Consider the following 16,923-nt stretch of genomic DNA (forward strand, 5'->3'; position numbering starts at 1 on the left):
GCCGGTTCAGCCGCCGGCGTCGCTGCGCGCCCGCATGAAGCGCGCGAAGCGTGGCAGGCCGCTCGGGTTGGTGCCGTTGTAGCGGTAGGTCACCCAACTGCCGATGGCAGGCGGGTCGCTGCGCTGGGCATCGGTGAAGCCGCCGCCCAGCTTGAAGCGCTGGCCCTGCGGCGTCTCGACGATCAGGGCGCCGAGGCGACCGGCATGCTTGCCCTGGCCAGGCGTGTGGCCGACGACGCGCGCCTCGGCATCGTCGTAGGGCTTGAACTTCAGAAGGTCGGCGTTGCGCTCGCCACGGTAGGGCGCGCTGCCGCGATGGAGCATCAGGCCTTCGCCGCCGAGCTTCACGGTCTTGTTCAGCAGGGCTTGCAGTTCGGCTTGCGTGGTGGCGCGCTGCTGCGCGACCGGCACCACCCACGGTGCCGCGGTGATCGGCAGCAGCTTGCGCAGCGCGGCCAGCCGCGCATCGAAATCGCCGGGCTGGGCGGGCAGATCGAACACCATGTAGCGCATCTCTCGCCAGGCGGCGTCGCTGGGCGTCTGGCTGCGCACCGTCGACGTGGCCAGCTCGAAGCGGCCACGGCCAGCCCAGAGTTCGCCGTCGAGCGGTACGGCGGGCAAAGGTGCCGTGAACCAAGCGGGCGCCACCACCAGGGTGCCGCCGCGCGTCCAGAGCTGCTTGCCGTCCCAGTAGCCGCGCACGCCGTCGTACTTCTCGCTGACCCAGTAGCCGTCGAGCGGCATGCCCGGTCGGTACACATCGGCCAGCATCAAAGCCGGCGCGGCGGCGAAGGTCTGAAGGGGCAAGGCGCTTGCAAGGCCTGCCGCCATCAGAAAGTGACGTCGTTTCATCTCGACCCTCCCAGGTCACTCTCCCGTTCGGAGCGCTGTCAATCAGGCAGCAGGTTCGTCGATGCCGCCCACCACGTTGCTGAAGCCACCGTCCACGTAGGTGATCTCGGCTGTCACGCCGCCGGCCAGGTCGCTCAGCAGAAAGGCCGCCACGTTGCCGACATCCTCGATCGTGATGTTGCGGCGGATCGGCGACACCGCGGCCACGGTCGAGAGGATCTTGCCGAAGCCCTTGATGCCGCTGGCCGCGAGCGTCTTGACCGGGCCGGCGCTGATGCCGTTCACCCGCATGCCCTTGGGGCCGAGCGACTGCGCCAGGTAGCGCACCGAGGCTTCGAGGCTGGCCTTGGCCAGTCCCATGGTGTTGTAGTTGGGCAGGGCGCGTATGGCACCGAGGTACGTCAGCGTGAGCAGGGCCGACTTGTCGTTGAGGTAGGGCAGGGCGGCCTTGGCCATCGCCGGGAAGCTGTAGGCGCTGATGTCGTGCGCGATCTTGAAGCCTTCGCGCGACAGACCCTCGAGGAAGTCGCCCGCGATCGCCTCGCGCGGCGCAAAGCCGATGCTGTGCACGAAGCCGTCGAACTGCGGCCAGGTCTGCGACAGGTCGGCGAAGAGCTTCTCGATCTGCGCGTCGTCGCCCACGTCGCAGTCGAAGATCAGCTTGGAATCGAAGTCGGCGGCGAATTCGGTGATACGGTCCTTGAATCGCTCGCCGACATAGCTGAAGGCGAGCTCCGCGCCCTGTTGATGACAGGCCTTGGCGATGCCGTAGGCGATCGACCGGTTGCTCAGCACGCCGGTGATCAGAATTTTTTTGCCCGAAAGAAAGCCCATGGAGTTGCCTCGTGAAAATCTTGGGCAGAATTCTCGCATGCGTGGTTGGCTGCTCCTGGTGATGTTGCTCTCGGCGGCCCCCTCGTGGGCCGCCCATGCTTACGCGCAGTTCGGCGACATCAAGTACCCGCCGGGTTTCACGAACTTCAGCTACGTGAACCCGCAGGCACCGAAGGGCGGCGAGATCCGTATGGTGCCGCCCACGCGGCCGACCAATTTCGACAAGTTCAATCCGTTCACGCTCAAGGGCACTGCACCCTACGGCATCGGCTCGCTCATGATCGAAAGCTTGCTCACGGGCAATTCCGAGGAGCCGACCACGGCCTACGGCCTGCTGGCCGAGGACGTCGAGGTGGCCGAGGACAAGCGTTCCGCGACCTTCCGGCTCAACCCGAAGGCGCGCTTCCACGACGGCTCGCCGGTGCAGGCGGCCGACGTGGTGCATTCCTTCCGCATGCTGATGAGCAAGGAGGCGGCGCCACAGTTCAAGACCATCTATGCCGAGGTCAAGGACGTGACCGCCGTCGACGCCCGCACCGTGCGCTTCGACTTCGCCAGCCCGAACCCCGAACTGCCGCTGGTGGTGGGTGGCATGGCCGTCTTCAGCCGCGCCTGGGGCAAGGGCACGCCCTTCGACCAGATCACGACCGAGGTGCCGATCGGCTCGGGCCCCTACAAGATCGCCAGCCCGCGCATGGGGCGCGACATCACGTACACGCGCGACCCGGCCTATTGGGGGGCCGACCTGCCGGTGCGCAAGGGCCTGTTCAACTTCGACCGCGTCACGTTCAAGATCTACCTCGACGACACCTCGAAGTTCGAGGGGCTCAAGGCGGGCGAGTACGACTTCATGCGCGAATTCACCTCGCGCAACTGGGCGCGCCAGTACACCGGCAAGCAGTTCACCTCGGGCGAGATCGCGAAGCGCGCCTTCGAGAACAGGAACCCTGGCGACTTCCAGGGCTATGTGTTCAACGTGCGCAAGGACAAATTCAAAGATATCCGCGTGCGCCAGGCCATCGGGCTCGCGATGGACTTTGAGTGGCTCAACAAGCAGCTCTTCTATGGCCTGTACAAGCGGGTCGAGGGCTACTACCCCAACAGCGAATTTCATGCCGAAGGCCTGCCCAAGCCCGACGAGCTGGCGCTGCTCGAGCCGCTGCGCAGCCAGTTGCGGCCCGAGGTCTTCGGTGCGGCCGTGGTGTCGCCCCGCACTGCGCCGCCCGGCAGCCTGCGCGAGAACCTCCGCAAGGCACGCGGGTTGCTTGCGGAGGCCGGATGGACCTACCGCGACGGCGCGCTGCGCAATGCGAAGAACGAGCCCTTCACCATCGAGTTCCTGAACGATCAGCCCTCGCTGATCCGCGTCGCCACGCCGTTCCAGACGGCGCTGCAGAAGCTGGGCATCCAGATGAGCTTCCGCACGGTCGACTTCTCGCTGTCGCAGCAGCGCATGGACAGCTTCGATTTCGAGATGACGACGGTCCGGCTGCCCGGCAGCACCGCGCCGGGTGGCGAACTGCTCGAGTTGTTCGGCTCCCGGGCCGCGTCCACCAACGGCTCGGCCAACATCTGGGGCATCGCCGACCCGGCGGTCGACGCACTGTTGCAGAAGGTGGTGGCGTCGAAGACCCGGCCCGAACTGGTCACCGCCATGCGCGCGCTCGACCGGGTGCTGTCGCACGGCTACTACTCGGTGCCGCAGTACTACGGCGACGCCTTCCTGATCGGCTACCGGCCGGCGCCTTTCGTGCTGCCGCCGGACATCCCGCCGTACTACCAGGCCGACACCTGGGCCATGAGCACCTGGTGGGCCTCGCCCACGAACAAGTGAACGGGCGCCGCGCATGACCAGCTACATCCTCAAACGCCTGCTGCTCATGGTGCCGACGCTGTTCGGCGTGCTGCTGCTGACCTTCGCCGTGATCCAGTTCGTACCGGGCGGTCCGGTGGAGCAGATGGTCGCGCAGCTGCAGGGCCGCGACTCGGGCGGCGAGCGCGCGGCGTCCAGCGGTGCCGGCTATCGCGGCCGGCAGGGCCTGGACGAGAAGCGCATCGAAGAGATCAAGCAGCTCTACGGTTTCGACAAACCGGCGCCCGAGCGCTTCTGGCAGATGCTCAAGAGCTACGCGCGTTTTGACCTCGGCACCAGCTTCTACCAGCGCAAGGACGTGTGGCAACTGGTGAAGGAAAAGCTGCCGGTCTCGATCAGCCTCGGCCTCTGGACCTTCTTCATCAGCTACCTGATCGCCGTGCCGCTGGGCGTGGCCAAGGCCGTGCGCGCCGGGTCGCGCTTCGACTTCGTCACCACGCTGATCGTGCTGATCGGTTACGCCATCCCCGGCTTCGTGCTGGGCGTGGCGCTGCTGGTGATCTTCGGCGGGCAGCTGCAGTGGTTCCCGCTGCGCGGGCTGACCTCGCCCAACTGGGAGTCGATGGGGTGGGGCGCACGCATCGTCGACTACCTCTGGCACATCACGCTGCCGATCACGGCGATGGTGCTCGGCAGCTTCGCCGTCACCGCCATGCTGACCAAGAACTCCTTTCTCGAAGAGATCCGCAAGCAGTACGTGTTGACCGCCCGCGCCAAGGGGCTGAGCGAGCGGCAGGTGTTGTGGAAGCACGTGTTCCGCAACGCGCTGATCCCGATCGTCACCGGCTTTCCGGCCGCTTTCATCGGCGCCTTCTTCACCGGCGCGCTGCTGATCGAAACCCTGTTCTCGCTCGACGGCCTCGGGCTGTTGAGCTACGAAAGCGTCATCCGGCGCGACTACCCGGTCGTGTTGGGCACGCTCTATCTGTTCACGCTGATCGGGCTGGTGACCAAGCTGATCAGCGACCTCTGCTATGTCTGGGTAGACCCGCGTGTCAAATTTGACTAGCCCGGCGGTGCCGACCGTTTCACCCAGCCCCGGCCGGCGCGCCTGGCGCCGCTTCAAGCGCAACCGCCTGGGCTTCTGGAGCCTGGTGCTCTTCAGCGTGCTGGTGGTGGCGAGCCTGTTCGCCGAGGTGCTGTCGACCGACAAGCCGCTGGTCGTTCGCTACGAGGGCACGACGTACTTCCCGGTGCTGCGCGACTACTCCGAAAAGACCTTCGGGGGCGACTTCGAGACGCCGGCCGACTACCTCGACCCCTTCATCCGCGAGCGCATCACGCAAGGCCGCAACTGGGCGGTCTACGCGCCCAACCCCTACGGCCCCAAGACGCTGAACTACTTCGCGACCTCGCCGAACCCGGCTGCGCCGTCGCGCGAGAACTTCTTCGGCAGCGACGACCGCGGCCGCGACCTGCTGGCGCAGCTGATCTACGGGTTCCGCGTGAGCGTGCTGTTCGCGCTGGCGCTGACCTTCATCGGTGTTGTGCTGGGCGTCATCACCGGCGCCATCCAGGGCTTCTTCGGCGGCAAGACCGACCTGGCCTTCCAGCGTTTCATCGAGATCTGGGGCTCGATGCCCGAGCTCTACCTGCTCATCATCTTCAGCGCCATCTTCGCGCCCAGCGTGGCGCTGCTGCTGGTGCTGCTGAGCCTGTTCGGCTGGATGGGGCTGTCGGACTACGTGCGCGCCGAGTTCCTGCGCAACCGCCAGATGGACTACGTCCGGGCCGCGCGCGCGCTGGGCGTGTCGAACCTGCAGATCATGCGGCGCCACATCCTGCCCAACAGCATGACGCCGGTCGTCACCTTCCTGCCGTTTCGCATGAGCGCGGCGATTTTGGCGTTGACCTCGCTCGACTTCCTCGGCCTGGGCGTGCCGCCGGGCACGCCCTCGCTGGGCGAACTGCTGAGCCAGGGCAAGGCCAACATCGACGCCTGGTGGATCTCGCTGTCCACCTTCGGCGTGCTGGTCGTGACGCTGATGCTGCTGACCTTCATGGGCGACGCGCTGCGCGATGCGCTCGACCCCCGAAAGATGGACACATGACGACACCGCTGCTTGACGTTCAAGGGCTGCGCGTCGCCTTCGGCGGCAAGGCGGTGGTGCACGGCATCGACTTCCACATCGGCGTTGGCGAAAAGCTCGCGCTGGTCGGCGAATCGGGCTCGGGCAAGACCGTGACGGCGCTCAGCCTGCTGCGCCTCGTCCAGAACGCCGAGGTCCAGGGCAGCGCACGCTTTGCCGATGCCACAGGCGGCGAGCGCGACCTGCTGTCCTTGTCGGAGCACGCGTTGCGCGGCATCCGCGGCAAGGAGATCGCGATGATCTTCCAGGAGCCCATGACCGCGCTGAATGCGCTCTACACGGTGGGCGACCAGATCGCCGAGGTGCTCGAGCTGCACGAGGGGCTGCCCAAACGCGATGCGCAGGAGGCCGCGATCCAGTTGCTCGCCGACACCGGCATCCCGGAGCCGGAACGCCGTTCCCGCGCGTTCCCGCACCAGCTCTCGGGCGGGCAGCGGCAGCGCGCCATGATCGCCATGGCGCTGGCCTGCAAGCCGCGCCTGCTGTTGGCCGACGAGCCGACCACGGCGCTGGATGTCACGGTGCGCGGCCAGATCCTCGACCTGCTGAGCGCCCTCCAGCAGAAGCACGGCATGGCGGTCCTGCTGATCACGCACGACTTGAACCTGGTGCGTCGCTTCGCCGACGGCGTGGCGGTGATGGAGAGCGGCCACATCGTGGAGCAGGGCGCGGTGAGCGAGGTCTTCGGGGCGCCGCAGCATGCCTACACACGTCGCTTGATCGACAGCCGGCCGACGCGCGATGTCGTGCCGCCGCCGGCCGCCGATGCGCCGCCGGTGCTGGCCGCGCAGGGCTTGCGGGTGAGCTACCCGGTGCCGCGCCCCGGCATCGCCGGCTGGTTTCGTTCGGGCGCCTTCGTGGCCGTGCAGGGCGCCGATTTCCGGATCGCACCTGGCGAGACGCTGGGCGTGGTTGGCGAATCGGGCTCGGGCAAGTCGACCCTCGCGCTCGCGACGCTGGGCCTGCTGAAACACGATGGCGCGCTCGAGATCGGTGGCCAGCGCTGGGGCGCCGGCAGCACGCAAGACCGCGCGCTGCGGCGCACCATGCAGGTGGTTTTCCAGGATCCGTTCTCGTCGTTGTCGCCGCGCATGACGGTCGAGCAGATCGTGGGCGAGGGCCTGACCGTGCATTCGCCGGAACTCGACCGCGCCGCACGCCGGGTGCGCGTGCTGGCGGCGCTGGCTGACGTCGGCCTGGGCGAGGCGCAGTTCCCGGCCTTGCTCGACCGCTACCCGCACGAGTTCTCGGGCGGGCAGCGCCAGCGGCTGGCGATTGCGCGTGCGCTGATCGTCGACCCCTCGCTGCTGGTGCTCGACGAGCCGACCAGCGCGCTCGATGTCACCATTCAGAAACAGGTGCTCGGACTGTTGCAGCGGCTACAGCGCGAGCGTGGGCTGAGCTACCTGCTGATCACGCACGACATCGAGGTCATCGCCGCGATGGCGCACCAGGTGATCGTGATGAAGGACGGGGCCATCCTCGAACACGGGCCGGTCGAGCGCGTGCTCGACGCCCCCGAACATCCCTACACCCGCAAGTTGGTGGCGGCCGCCGTGGCCGATTAGAACAAGAAACACCCGGAAGAATGTCGACTATCGGAAATGACCGGCGGGACGCGTGGCGTGCTGCGCTGGCGTGCATGGTCACGCTGGCCGTGGCGATGGGGCTGGGCCGCTTCGCCTTCACGCCCATGCTTCCCATCATGCTGCACGAGGGCAAGCTCGACCTGCAGGCCGGCGGCGTGCTGGCCTCGCTCAACTACCTCGGCTATTTCATCGGCGCCGTGTCGTGCGCGTCGATCCGGTTGCGGCCGGCTTTCATGGTGCGCAGCGGCCTGCTGGCGACGGCGGCGCTGTTGCTGGGCATGGGGCTGTTGCACGGTTTCACCGTGTGGGGCGCGCTGCGCGGCGCCGCGGGCGTGGTCAGCGCCTGGGTGTTCGTCTTCGCCTCCGGCTGGGGCCTGCGGCGCCTGGCCGAAACCCACTCGCCGGCGCTGGGCGGTGTGATCTACACCGGCCCCGGCATCGGCATCGCCGTCACGGGCCTGCTCGGTGGCGTCACGGGGCGTTGGGGCTCCGATACCGCGTGGATCGGCTACGGCCTGCTGGCGTTGGTGCTCATCGCGCTGATCTGGCGGGTGTTCGACGACGGCGCGGCGGCTGCCACCGGCGCGGGCAGGGCGCCCGAAGCGCCGCAGCCCGCGGCCTCTGCCCGCCACCGCAGCGATGCGCGCTGGCTGGTCGGGCTCTACGGCCTGGCCGGCTTCGGCTACATCATCACCGCAACCTTTTTGCCGGTGATCGCGCGGCAGGCGCTGCCGGGCTCGCCCTGGCCCGATTTCTTCTGGCCGCTGTTCGGCCTGGCGATCGTGCCCGGCGCGCTGATCGGCGCCCGCGCGCCGGCGCAGTGGGACAACCGACTCCTCCTGGCGATCGCCTATGCGTTGCAGGCGGCCGGCGTCGTGCTGTCGGTGCTCTGGCCGAACATCGCGGGTTTTGCCGTGGGCAGCCTGTTGCTGGGCATGCCGTTCACCGCGATCACCCTGTTCGCCGTGCGGGAAGCGCGACGGCTGCGCGGGAATGCGGCGGCGGGGCTGATCGGCTATGCCACCGCCTCGTACGGCGTCGGCCAGATCCTCGGACCGCTGTTCGCGGCACCGCTGGCGCAGCGCACCGGGTCCTTCGCCGTGCCCTTGCTGGTGGCTGCAGCCGCTCTGGCGTTGGGTTCTTTGCTGTTTCTGGGGGTTTGGCGAAAAGCGAGAATGCGCGCCGCCGTTTTCTCGGCTTAAGGCGTCACTCATTTGAGAACCTTTTGGCATATAATTCGAGGCTCACGACCAAACGGGCGGGTACCAACCGCCCGTTTTTTATTGGGCGAAGCATTTCTCGGTATTTCAGGGCGACAACGAGCAGGACGCGCTCGGTGAATGCTCAGTGAGTGTTGGCCAAGAGCAATTTCAAGGGCATTTTCAGACACGTGGCATTGCAGCAAGTAGTGGAACAAACCGTGGCCGGTCTCGGCTACGACCTGGTCGAGATCGAGCGATCGGCCGGGGGATTGCTGCGCGTCACGATTGATCTGCCGTGGGTTGCCCCCACCTCTGATGCCGTGCCCGGTGCGCCCGAGCCCTTTGTGACGGTCGAGGATTGCGAGAAGGTCACGCGTCAGCTGCAATTTGCGCTGGAAGTCGACGGTGCCGACTACAAGCGCCTCGAGGTGTCGTCGCCGGGCATCGACCGCCCGTTGCGGCACGAACAGGATTTCGAGCGTTTCGTCGGCGAAGTGATCGACGTGACGCTGAAGGCGCCGATGGGCGCCGCGGCCGGCGGCCAGGTGGCGGCCAACCGCAAGAAGTTTCGCGGCACGCTGGAGCGTGCCGACGGTGGAGGGTGGCAGATCGTCTGGAGCGAGGCCCCCGAACCCAAGCCCGGGCAAAAGATCAGCAAGAAGCGCGCGCCTGCACCGTTGCATGCGCTCGGCTTTGCATTGGACGAGTTGCGCGAAGCGCGGCTCGCGCCGATCGTGGACTTCAAGGGCCGCAGGCCCAAGACCCCGGCGGGGTCGGTGGAACAGGCCCCCGAGGGCCTTTCGGACATTGGCGACACGGAAGTGTCGGACTGACAAGAGGAGCGTAGTGGCATGAATCGCGAAATGTTGATGTTGGTGGATGCGATCTCGCGCGAGAAGAACGTCGAACGCGACGTCGTCTTCGGCGCGGTCGAATCCGCACTGGCGCAAGCCACCAAGAAGCTCCATCAGGGCGACGTGGACATCCGCGTGGCCGTCGACCGCGACAGCGGCGACTACGAGACCTTCCGCCGCTGGCACGTCGTTCCGGATGAAGCCGGCCTGCAGCTGCCCGACCAGGAAATCCTCCTGTTCGAAGCCAAGGAAGAGATGCCCGACATCGAGGTCGACGAGTACATCGAGGAAACGGTGGACTCGGTGCCGATCGGCCGCATCGGCGCCATGGCCGCCAAGCAGGTGATCCTGCAGAAGATTCGCGACGCCGAGCGCGAGATGCTGCTCAACGACTTCATGTCGCGTGGCGACAAGATCTTCGTGGGCACCGTCAAGCGCCTGGACAAGGGCGACATCATCGTGGAAGCCGGGCGCGTCGAAGGGCGCCTGCGCCGCAGCGAGATGATCGCCAAGGAAAACCTGCGCAACGGCGACCGTGTGCGGGCCATGATCATGGAGGTCGACCTGACGCTGCGCGGCGCGCCGATCATCCTGTCGCGCTCGGCCCCCGAGTTCATGATCGAGCTGTTCCGCCAGGAAGTGCCCGAAATCGAACAAGGCCTGCTCGAGATCAAGAGCTGTGCCCGTGACCCGGGTTCGCGCGCCAAGATCGCCGTGCTTTCGCACGACAAGCGTGTCGACCCGATCGGCACCTGCGTCGGCGTGCGTGGCACCCGCGTGAACGCCGTGACGAACGAACTTGCCGGCGAGCGCGTCGACATCGTGCTGTGGTCCGAGGACCCGGCCCAGTTCGTGATCGGTGCGCTGGCCCCGGCCAACGTGTCGTCCATCGTGGTGGACGAAGAAAAGCACGCCATGGACGTGGTGGTCGACGAGGAAAACCTCGCCATCGCCATTGGCCGCGGCGGCCAGAACGTGCGCCTGGCGTCCGACCTGACGGGTTGGAAGATCAACATCATGGACGCGAACGAGTCGGCCCAGAAGCAGGCGCTCGAAACCGATTCCAGCCGCAAGCTCTTCATGGAGAAGCTCGATGTCGACGAGGAAATCGCCGACATCCTGATCAACGAAGGTTTCACCAGCCTGGAAGAAGTGGCCTATGTGCCGATCTCCGAGCTGCTCGAAATCGAGAGCTTCGACGAAGACACGATCAACGAGCTGCGCACCCGTGCCAAGGATGCTTTGCTCACGATGGAAATCGCGAAGGAAGAAAGCGCCGAAGGCGTCTCGCAGAATCTGCGCGACCTCGAAGGCCTCGACCCCGAGCTCATTCCAAAGCTGGCCGATGCGGGTGTCCACACCCGCGACGACCTGGCCGACCTCGCGGTCGACGAACTTACCGAGATCACCGGCCACAGTGCCGATGACGCCACAGCCCTCATCTTGAAAGCCCGTGAACATTGGTTCGCGGGCCAAGAGTGACGGTCATGGGAGCACGAAGCACATATGTCCAGCACCACAGTCGCCGAGTTCGCGAACGAACTCAAGAAGACCCCCGAAACCCTGCTTGACCAGCTCAAGAGCGCAGGTGTGGCGAAAGCCGCGCCGACCGACGCGCTCACCGAGGCCGACAAGCAGCGCCTGCTCGGCTTCCTGAAGGCCAGCCACGGCACGGCGGAGCCCGAGCGCAAGAAGATCACGCTCGTCAAGAAGTCCACCAGCGAGATCAAGCAGGCGGACGCCACTGGCCGTGCCCGCACGATCCAGGTGGAAGTGCGCAAGAAGCGCACCTTCATCCAGCGCGACGAAGGCCCCGGCAGCACGCCCGAGCCGACGCCGGCCGTGGCCGCGAGCGAAGCGGCTGCGCCCAAGATCGACGAAGCCGAACTCGGCCGGCGCGAGGAAGAGGCCCGCCGCCAGGCTGAGCTGATCCGCCGCCAGGAAGAAGAGCTGGCCGAGAAGCGTCGCCAGCGCGAGGAAACGGAAGCCCGCGAACGCGAGAAGACCGAGCGTGCGGAGCAGGCCGAAGCGGCCGAGCGCGAAGCCAAGGCGGCTGCGGCCGCCAAGGAAAAGGCCGCTGCAACCGCCGCCGTGGTCGGCAGCAGGGCGCCGGGGTTCGACGCACCAGCCCCTGCAGAACCCGATGCCGCCGTGAGCAAGGCCGCGGCCGATGCCGTCGCCGCCACGCAGGCGAAGGAAGACGCCAAGGCCAAGGCCGCCGCTGAATCGAAGGCCCGGGCCGACGAGGAAGCCGCCCGCGCCAAGGACCTGGACGAGCGCCGTCGCAAGGCCCTGGCCGAAGCCGAAGCCATCCGCGCCATGATGAACGCACCGGCCCGCGTGCTGGTGCCGCACAAGGCGCCCGAAAAGGAAGTGCCGAAGCCGGCCGTCAAGGGCACGCTGCACAAGCCGGTCGCGCCTGCTGCGCGTCCGGGTGCGCCTGCTGCACCGGGTGCCGCGACGGCGCCGGGCGCCAGCAAGGACGTGAAGTCGGCCAAGCTCTCGTCGAGCTGGGCGGGCGATCCGGCCAAGAAGAAGGAAATCAAGACACGCGGCGACGCCAGTGGTGGCGTCGGTCGCGGCAACTGGCGCGGGGGGCCGCGCGGCCGTCGCGGCAGTAACGACCGTGGCGGTCATGACGACCATGTGCAGGCCGCGCCGGTGGAAGCGCGTGTGCTCGAAGTGCACGTGCCTGAAACCATCACCGTGGCGGAGCTCGCCCACAAGATGGCCGTCAAGGCGCAGGAGGTCATCAAGCAATTGATGAAGGCCGGCATCATGGCGACCATGAACCAGTCGCTCGACCAGGACACCGCGATGGTGATCGTGGAAGACATGGGCCACACGGCCGTGGTCGCTGCGCTGGACGATCCGGAAGCCTTCACCGACGAGGACGTCGGCGCGCATTCGGGCGAATCGCTGCCGCGCGCCCCGGTCGTCACTGTCATGGGTCACGTCGACCACGGCAAGACCTCGCTGCTGGACTACATCCGTCGCGCCAAGGTCGCCGCGGGCGAGGCCGGTGGCATCACGCAGCACATCGGCGCTTATCACGTCGAAACGCCGCGCGGCATGGTGTCCTTCCTCGATACCCCGGGTCACGAGGCGTTCACTGCCATGCGTGCCCGCGGTGCGCAGGCCACCGACATCGTCATCCTGGTGGTGGCGGCCGACGACGGCGTCATGCCGCAGACCAAGGAAGCCATCAAGCACGCGAAGGCGGCGGGTGTGCCGATCGTGGTCGCGATCAACAAGATCGACAAGCCCGATGCCAGTCCGGACCGCGTCAAGCAGGAACTGGTCGCCGAAGAGGTCGTGCCCGAAGAGTACGGCGGCGACGTGCCGTTCGTGCCGGTGTCGGCCAAGACCGGCGAGGGCATCGACGCACTGCTCGAACAAGTGCTGCTGCAGGCCGAAGTGCTGGAACTCAAGGCGCCGGTCGATGCCGCCGCCAAGGGTCTGGTCATCGAAGCGCAGCTCGACAAGGGTCGCGGCCCGGTCGCGACCGTGCTGATCCAGTCCGGCACGCTCAAGACCGGCGACGTGGTGCTGGCCGGTTCGACCTATGGCCGCGTGCGCGCCATGCTGGACGAAGACGGCAAGTCGATCAAGACGGCGGGTCCGTCGATCCCGGTGGAAATCCAGGGTCTGACCGAAGTGCCGCAGGCGGGCGACGAGTTCATGGTGATGGCCGACGAGCGCCGTGCGCGCGAGATCGCCACCTACCGGGCCGGCAAGTTCCGCAACACCAAGCTGGCCAAGCTGCAAGCGTCGAACCTGCAGAGCATGTTCACCGACCTGTCGGCGGGCGAAGTGCAGACGCTGCGCCTGATCATCAAGGCCGACGTGCAGGGTTCGCAGGAGGCGCTGGCCCAGTCGCTGCTCAAGCTGGCGACCGAAGAGGTCAAGGTGCAGATCGTGTACGCCGGCGTCGGTGGCATCAGCGAGAACGACATCAACCTGGCCATCGCCTCGAAGGCGGTCGTCATCGGCTTCAACGTGCGTGCCGACTCGGGTGCGCGCAAGCTGGCCGAAGGCAATGGCGTGACGCTGAACTACTACAGCATCATCTACGACGCCGTGGATGAGGTGAAGGTGGCGATGTCCGGCATGCTGGCGCCCGAGCGACGCGAAGAGATCATCGGCCAGGCCGAGATCCGCACCGTGTTCGTGGCCTCGAAGATCGGTACGGTTGCAGGTTCGTACATCACCTCCGGTTCGGTCAACCGCAGCGCGCATTTCCGCCTGCTGCGCGACAACGTGGTGGTCTACACGGGCGAGGTCGACTCGATCAAGCGCATGAAGGACGATGTCCGCGAAGTGCGCGAAGGTTTCGAGTGCGGTATCAAGCTCAAGAACTACAACGACATCAAAGAGGGCGATCAGCTCGAATTCTTTGAAATCAAGGAAATCGCCCGGACGCTGTAAGGCGCTCCAGCGACAACGACGATGCCCAAGCGCAAAGCCGCCGCCCCCAACCGCGCCTTCAAGGTGGCCGATCAGATCCAGCGCGATCTGACGGAACTGATCGCGCGCGAGTTGAAGGACCCGCGCGTGGGCATGGTCACGATCCAGGCGGTCGAGGTCACGCCCGACTACGCGCACGCGAAGATCTACTTCAGCCTGCTCGTGGGCGACCCGGTCGTCACGACCGAAGCGCTGAACCAGGCTGCGGGGTTCCTGCGCAACGGCCTGTTCAAGCGCCTGCAGATCCACACCGTGCCGACGCTGCATTTCCTGTTCGACCGCACCACCGAGCGTGCGGCCGACATGAATGCGCTGATTGCGCAGGCTGTCGCTTCCCGCTCGAAAGACGAATGACGGTGAATGCGCCACGCACACGGGTGCAGCGGCGCCCCGTGCATGGGGTGTTGTTGCTCGACAAACCACTCGGCCTTTCCAGCAACCAGGCGTTGCAGAAAGCCAAGTGGTTGCTGCGCGCCGAAAAAGCGGGCCACACCGGCACGCTCGATCCGCTCGCGACCGGCGTGCTGCCGCTGTGCTTCGGCGCGGCGACCAAGTTCAGTCAACTGCATCTCGATGCCGACAAGACCTACGTCGCGACGGTTCAGCTCGGCGTGAAGACGTCGACCGGCGACGCCGAGGGCGACGTGATTTCCGAACGCCCGGTGCAGGTCACGCCCGACGATCTGGCGCGCGTGACGGCGCAGTTCACCGGGCCGATCCGCCAGGTGCCGCCGATGCACAGCGCCCTGAAGAAGGATGGCAAGGCACTCTACGAATACGCCCGCGAGGGGATCGAGGTCGAGCGCGCACCGCGCGACGTGTCGATCCACGCGCTGGCGCTGACCGCGCTGTCGCCGGACACCCTCCGTCTCGTCGCCACCGTCAGCAAGGGCACCTACATCCGGACGCTCGGCGAAGACATCGGCGAGGCGCTGGGCTGTGGCGCGCACCTCACGTCGCTGCGGCGCACCGCCACCGGCAACTTCACCGAGACGCAATGCGTCACGCTCGAGGCGCTGGAAGCGATGTCCGAGAACGACCGTCTGGCCCGCCTGCTGCCGGCCGAAGCGCTGGTCGACGGCCACCGCCGCGTCACGCTGGGCACGGAAGATGCCGCGCGTTTCCTGTCGGGCCTGCGCCGCCGCGGCGACTGGGCCGATGCCACCGAAGTGGCCGTCTTCGGCGACGAGCCGGCGGCCTTCCTCGGCACGGCCCATGTCACGGCCAACGAATTGATCCCGGGGCGCTTGCTGAACCCCATCGAAATCCAGCAAATCCTTTTGAACGCACCAGCGAACGCAACTCTCTGCGAGACCACACCATGAGTACCTCCAAGCAAATCCGCAACATCGCCATCATTGCCCACGTGGACCATGGCAAGACCACGATGGTCGACCAGCTGCTGCGCCAGTCCGGCACCTTCGCCGAGCACGAGAAGGTCGTCGACACCGTGATGGACAACAACGCGATCGAAAAAGAACGCGGCATCACCATCCTGGCCAAGAACTGCGCCGTGACCTGGGAAGGCACGCACATCAACATCGTCGACACCCCCGGTCACGCGGACTTCGGCGGTGAAGTGGAACGCGCGCTGTCGATGGTCGACGGCGTGGTGCTGCTGATCGACGCCCAGGAAGGCCCGATGCCGCAGACGCGCTTCGTGACCAAGAAGGCGCTGGCCCTGGGCCTGAAGCCCATCCTGGTCGTGAACAAGGTCGACAAGCCGGGCGCACGCCCCGATTTCGTGGTCAATGCCGCTTTCGACCTGTTCGACAAGCTCGGCGCGACCGACGAACAACTTGATTTCCCCGTGGTGTATGCCTCGGGCATCAACGGCTGGTCGTCGCTGGAAGAAGGCGCGGCGGGCGAACAGTGGGGCCCCGACATGTCGGCCCTGTTCAACACCATCCTCAAGCACGTGCCGGCCCAGAAGGGCGATCCGGCCGCGCCGCTGCAACTGCAGATCTCGGCACTCGACTTCTCGACCTTCGTCGGCCGCATCGGCGTGGGCCGCATCAGCCAGGGCACCATCAAGCCGATGATGGACGTGGTGGTCATGGAAGGCCCCGACGGCAAGGCCATCAAGGGCCGCGTCAACCAGGTGCTGACCTTCCAGGGCCTGGAACGCGTGCAGGCCACCGAGGCCGGCCCGGGCGAGATCGTGCTGATCAACGGCATCGCCGACCTGAACATCGGCGTGACCGTGACCGACCCGGCCAAGCCGTCGCCGCTGCCGATGCTCAAGGTCGACGAGCCGACGCTGACCATGAACTTCTGCGTGAACACCAGCCCGCTGGCTGGCCGCGAAGGCAAGTTCGTCACCAGCCGCCAGATCTGGGACCGCCTGCAAAAGGAACTGCAGCACAACGTGGCGCTGCGCGTGGCCGAGACCGACGAAGAAGGCATCTTCGAAGTCATGGGCCGCGGCGAACTGCACCTGACCATCCTGCTGGAAAACATGCGCCGCGAAGGCTTCGAGATGGCCGTGAGCAAGCCGCGCGTGGTCATGAAGGACGTGAACGGCGAGAAGCACGAGCCCATCGAACTGGTGACGGCCGACATCGAAGAGCAGCACCAGGGCGGCGTGATGCAGGCCCTGGGCGAGCGCAAGGGTGAGCTGGTCAACATGGAACCGGACGGCCGTGGGCGCGTGCGTCTCGAGTACCGCATCCCGGCGCGTGGCCTGATCGGCTTCACCAACGAATTCCTGAACCTGACGCGCGGCTCCGGCCTCATCAGCAACATCTTCGACAGCTACGAAGCGCACAAGGGCGACATCGGCGGCCGCAAGAACGGCGTGCTGATCTCCATGGACGACGGCGAAATCTTCACCTATGCCCTGGGCAAGCTGGACGACCGCGGCCGCATGTTCGTCAAGGCGAACGATCCGGTGTACGAAGGCATGATCGTCGGCATCCACAGCCGCGACAACGACCTGGTGGTGAACGCCACGCGGACCAAGCAGCTGACGAACTTCCGCGTGTCCGGCAAGGAAGACGCGATCAAGATCACGCCACCGATCGAACTCACGCTCGAATACGGCGTGGAATTCATCGAAGACGACGAGCTGGTCGAGATCACGCCCAAGAGCGTTCGCCTGCGCAAGCGCTTCCTCAAGGAAAGCGAACGCAAGCGCGCCGGTCGCTGATCGCCTGCTGATCG

General features: G+C 66.5%; 13 protein-coding genes. 11 read left to right on the forward strand and 2 right to left on the reverse strand.

From position 1 onward, the window contains the following. Nucleotides 1–6: 6 nt before the first annotated feature. Together ACSFA2_RS16855 and fabI are read right to left on the reverse strand one after the other, a co-directional pair. Nucleotides 7–852, reverse strand: a complete 846-nt coding sequence (locus ACSFA2_RS16855; protein WP_435456463.1) for a DNA ligase — start codon at nucleotides 850–852, stop codon at nucleotides 7–9. 42 nt (nucleotides 853–894) lie between these two features. After that, nucleotides 895–1,686 carry an enoyl-ACP reductase FabI gene (fabI, locus tag ACSFA2_RS16860; protein WP_435456464.1) on the reverse strand — a complete coding sequence of 264 codons (792 nt, stop codon included), beginning with the start codon at nucleotides 1,684–1,686 and terminating at the stop codon, nucleotides 895–897. Between the two features lie 37 nt (nucleotides 1,687–1,723). Here fabI and ACSFA2_RS16865 point away from each other — a divergent pair, with 37 nt between their 5' ends. The 11 genes from ACSFA2_RS16865 to typA all read left to right on the forward strand — a co-directional run bounded on the left by ACSFA2_RS16865 (nucleotide 1,724) and on the right by typA (nucleotide 16,909). Continuing rightward, nucleotides 1,724–3,520: an extracellular solute-binding protein gene (locus ACSFA2_RS16865; protein WP_435456465.1), complete on the forward strand. Its 1,797-nt coding sequence runs from the start codon at nucleotides 1,724–1,726 to the stop codon at nucleotides 3,518–3,520. Between the two features lie 13 nt (nucleotides 3,521–3,533). After that, nucleotides 3,534–4,568, forward strand: a complete 1,035-nt coding sequence (locus tag ACSFA2_RS16870; protein ID WP_435456466.1) for a microcin C ABC transporter permease YejB — start codon at nucleotides 3,534–3,536, stop codon at nucleotides 4,566–4,568. Between the two features lie 7 nt (nucleotides 4,569–4,575). Further along, nucleotides 4,576–5,610 (forward strand): ABC transporter permease, encoded by a 1,035-nt coding sequence (locus tag ACSFA2_RS16875; protein ID WP_435456467.1) that lies wholly within the window; start codon nucleotides 4,576–4,578, stop codon nucleotides 5,608–5,610. Next, nucleotides 5,607–7,217 carry an ABC transporter ATP-binding protein gene (locus tag ACSFA2_RS16880; protein WP_435456468.1) on the forward strand — a complete coding sequence of 537 codons (1,611 nt, stop codon included), beginning with the start codon at nucleotides 5,607–5,609 and terminating at the stop codon, nucleotides 7,215–7,217. Before ACSFA2_RS16875 ends, ACSFA2_RS16880 begins: the two co-directional genes overlap by 4 nt. A gap of 20 nt (nucleotides 7,218–7,237) precedes the next feature. Beyond that, the gene (locus tag ACSFA2_RS16885) at nucleotides 7,238–8,440 is read left to right on the forward strand and encodes a YbfB/YjiJ family MFS transporter (protein ID WP_435456469.1); all 1,203 of its coding nucleotides are present in this window, start codon (nucleotides 7,238–7,240) and stop codon (nucleotides 8,438–8,440) included. A 188-nt stretch (nucleotides 8,441–8,628) separates the two neighbouring features. Continuing rightward, a complete protein-coding gene (gene rimP / locus ACSFA2_RS16890) occupies nucleotides 8,629–9,273 on the forward strand; it encodes a ribosome maturation factor RimP (RefSeq protein WP_435456542.1) in 645 nt (214 codons plus the stop codon). 18 nt (nucleotides 9,274–9,291) lie between these two features. Next, the gene (nusA, locus tag ACSFA2_RS16895; RefSeq protein WP_435456470.1) at nucleotides 9,292–10,776 is read left to right on the forward strand and encodes a transcription termination factor NusA; all 1,485 of its coding nucleotides are present in this window, start codon (nucleotides 9,292–9,294) and stop codon (nucleotides 10,774–10,776) included. 24 nt (nucleotides 10,777–10,800) lie between these two features. Next, nucleotides 10,801–13,722: a translation initiation factor IF-2 gene (gene infB, locus ACSFA2_RS16900; protein WP_435456471.1), complete on the forward strand. Its 2,922-nt coding sequence runs from the start codon at nucleotides 10,801–10,803 to the stop codon at nucleotides 13,720–13,722. A 21-nt stretch (nucleotides 13,723–13,743) separates the two neighbouring features. After that, nucleotides 13,744–14,115 carry a 30S ribosome-binding factor RbfA gene (gene rbfA, locus ACSFA2_RS16905; protein WP_140838664.1) on the forward strand — a complete coding sequence of 124 codons (372 nt, stop codon included), beginning with the start codon at nucleotides 13,744–13,746 and terminating at the stop codon, nucleotides 14,113–14,115. Nucleotides 14,116–14,117: 2 nt separating this feature from the next. Then, nucleotides 14,118–15,086, forward strand: a complete 969-nt coding sequence (truB, locus tag ACSFA2_RS16910) for a tRNA pseudouridine(55) synthase TruB (RefSeq protein WP_435456472.1) — start codon at nucleotides 14,118–14,120, stop codon at nucleotides 15,084–15,086. Next, nucleotides 15,083–16,909, forward strand: a complete 1,827-nt coding sequence (gene typA / locus ACSFA2_RS16915) for a translational GTPase TypA (RefSeq protein WP_435456473.1) — start codon at nucleotides 15,083–15,085, stop codon at nucleotides 16,907–16,909. Before truB ends, typA begins: the two co-directional genes overlap by 4 nt. Nucleotides 16,910–16,923 lie beyond the last annotated feature (14 nt).

Source organism: Variovorax cryoconiti (genome assembly GCF_051216395.1).
GTDB lineage: Bacteria > Pseudomonadota > Gammaproteobacteria > Burkholderiales > Burkholderiaceae_C > Variovorax.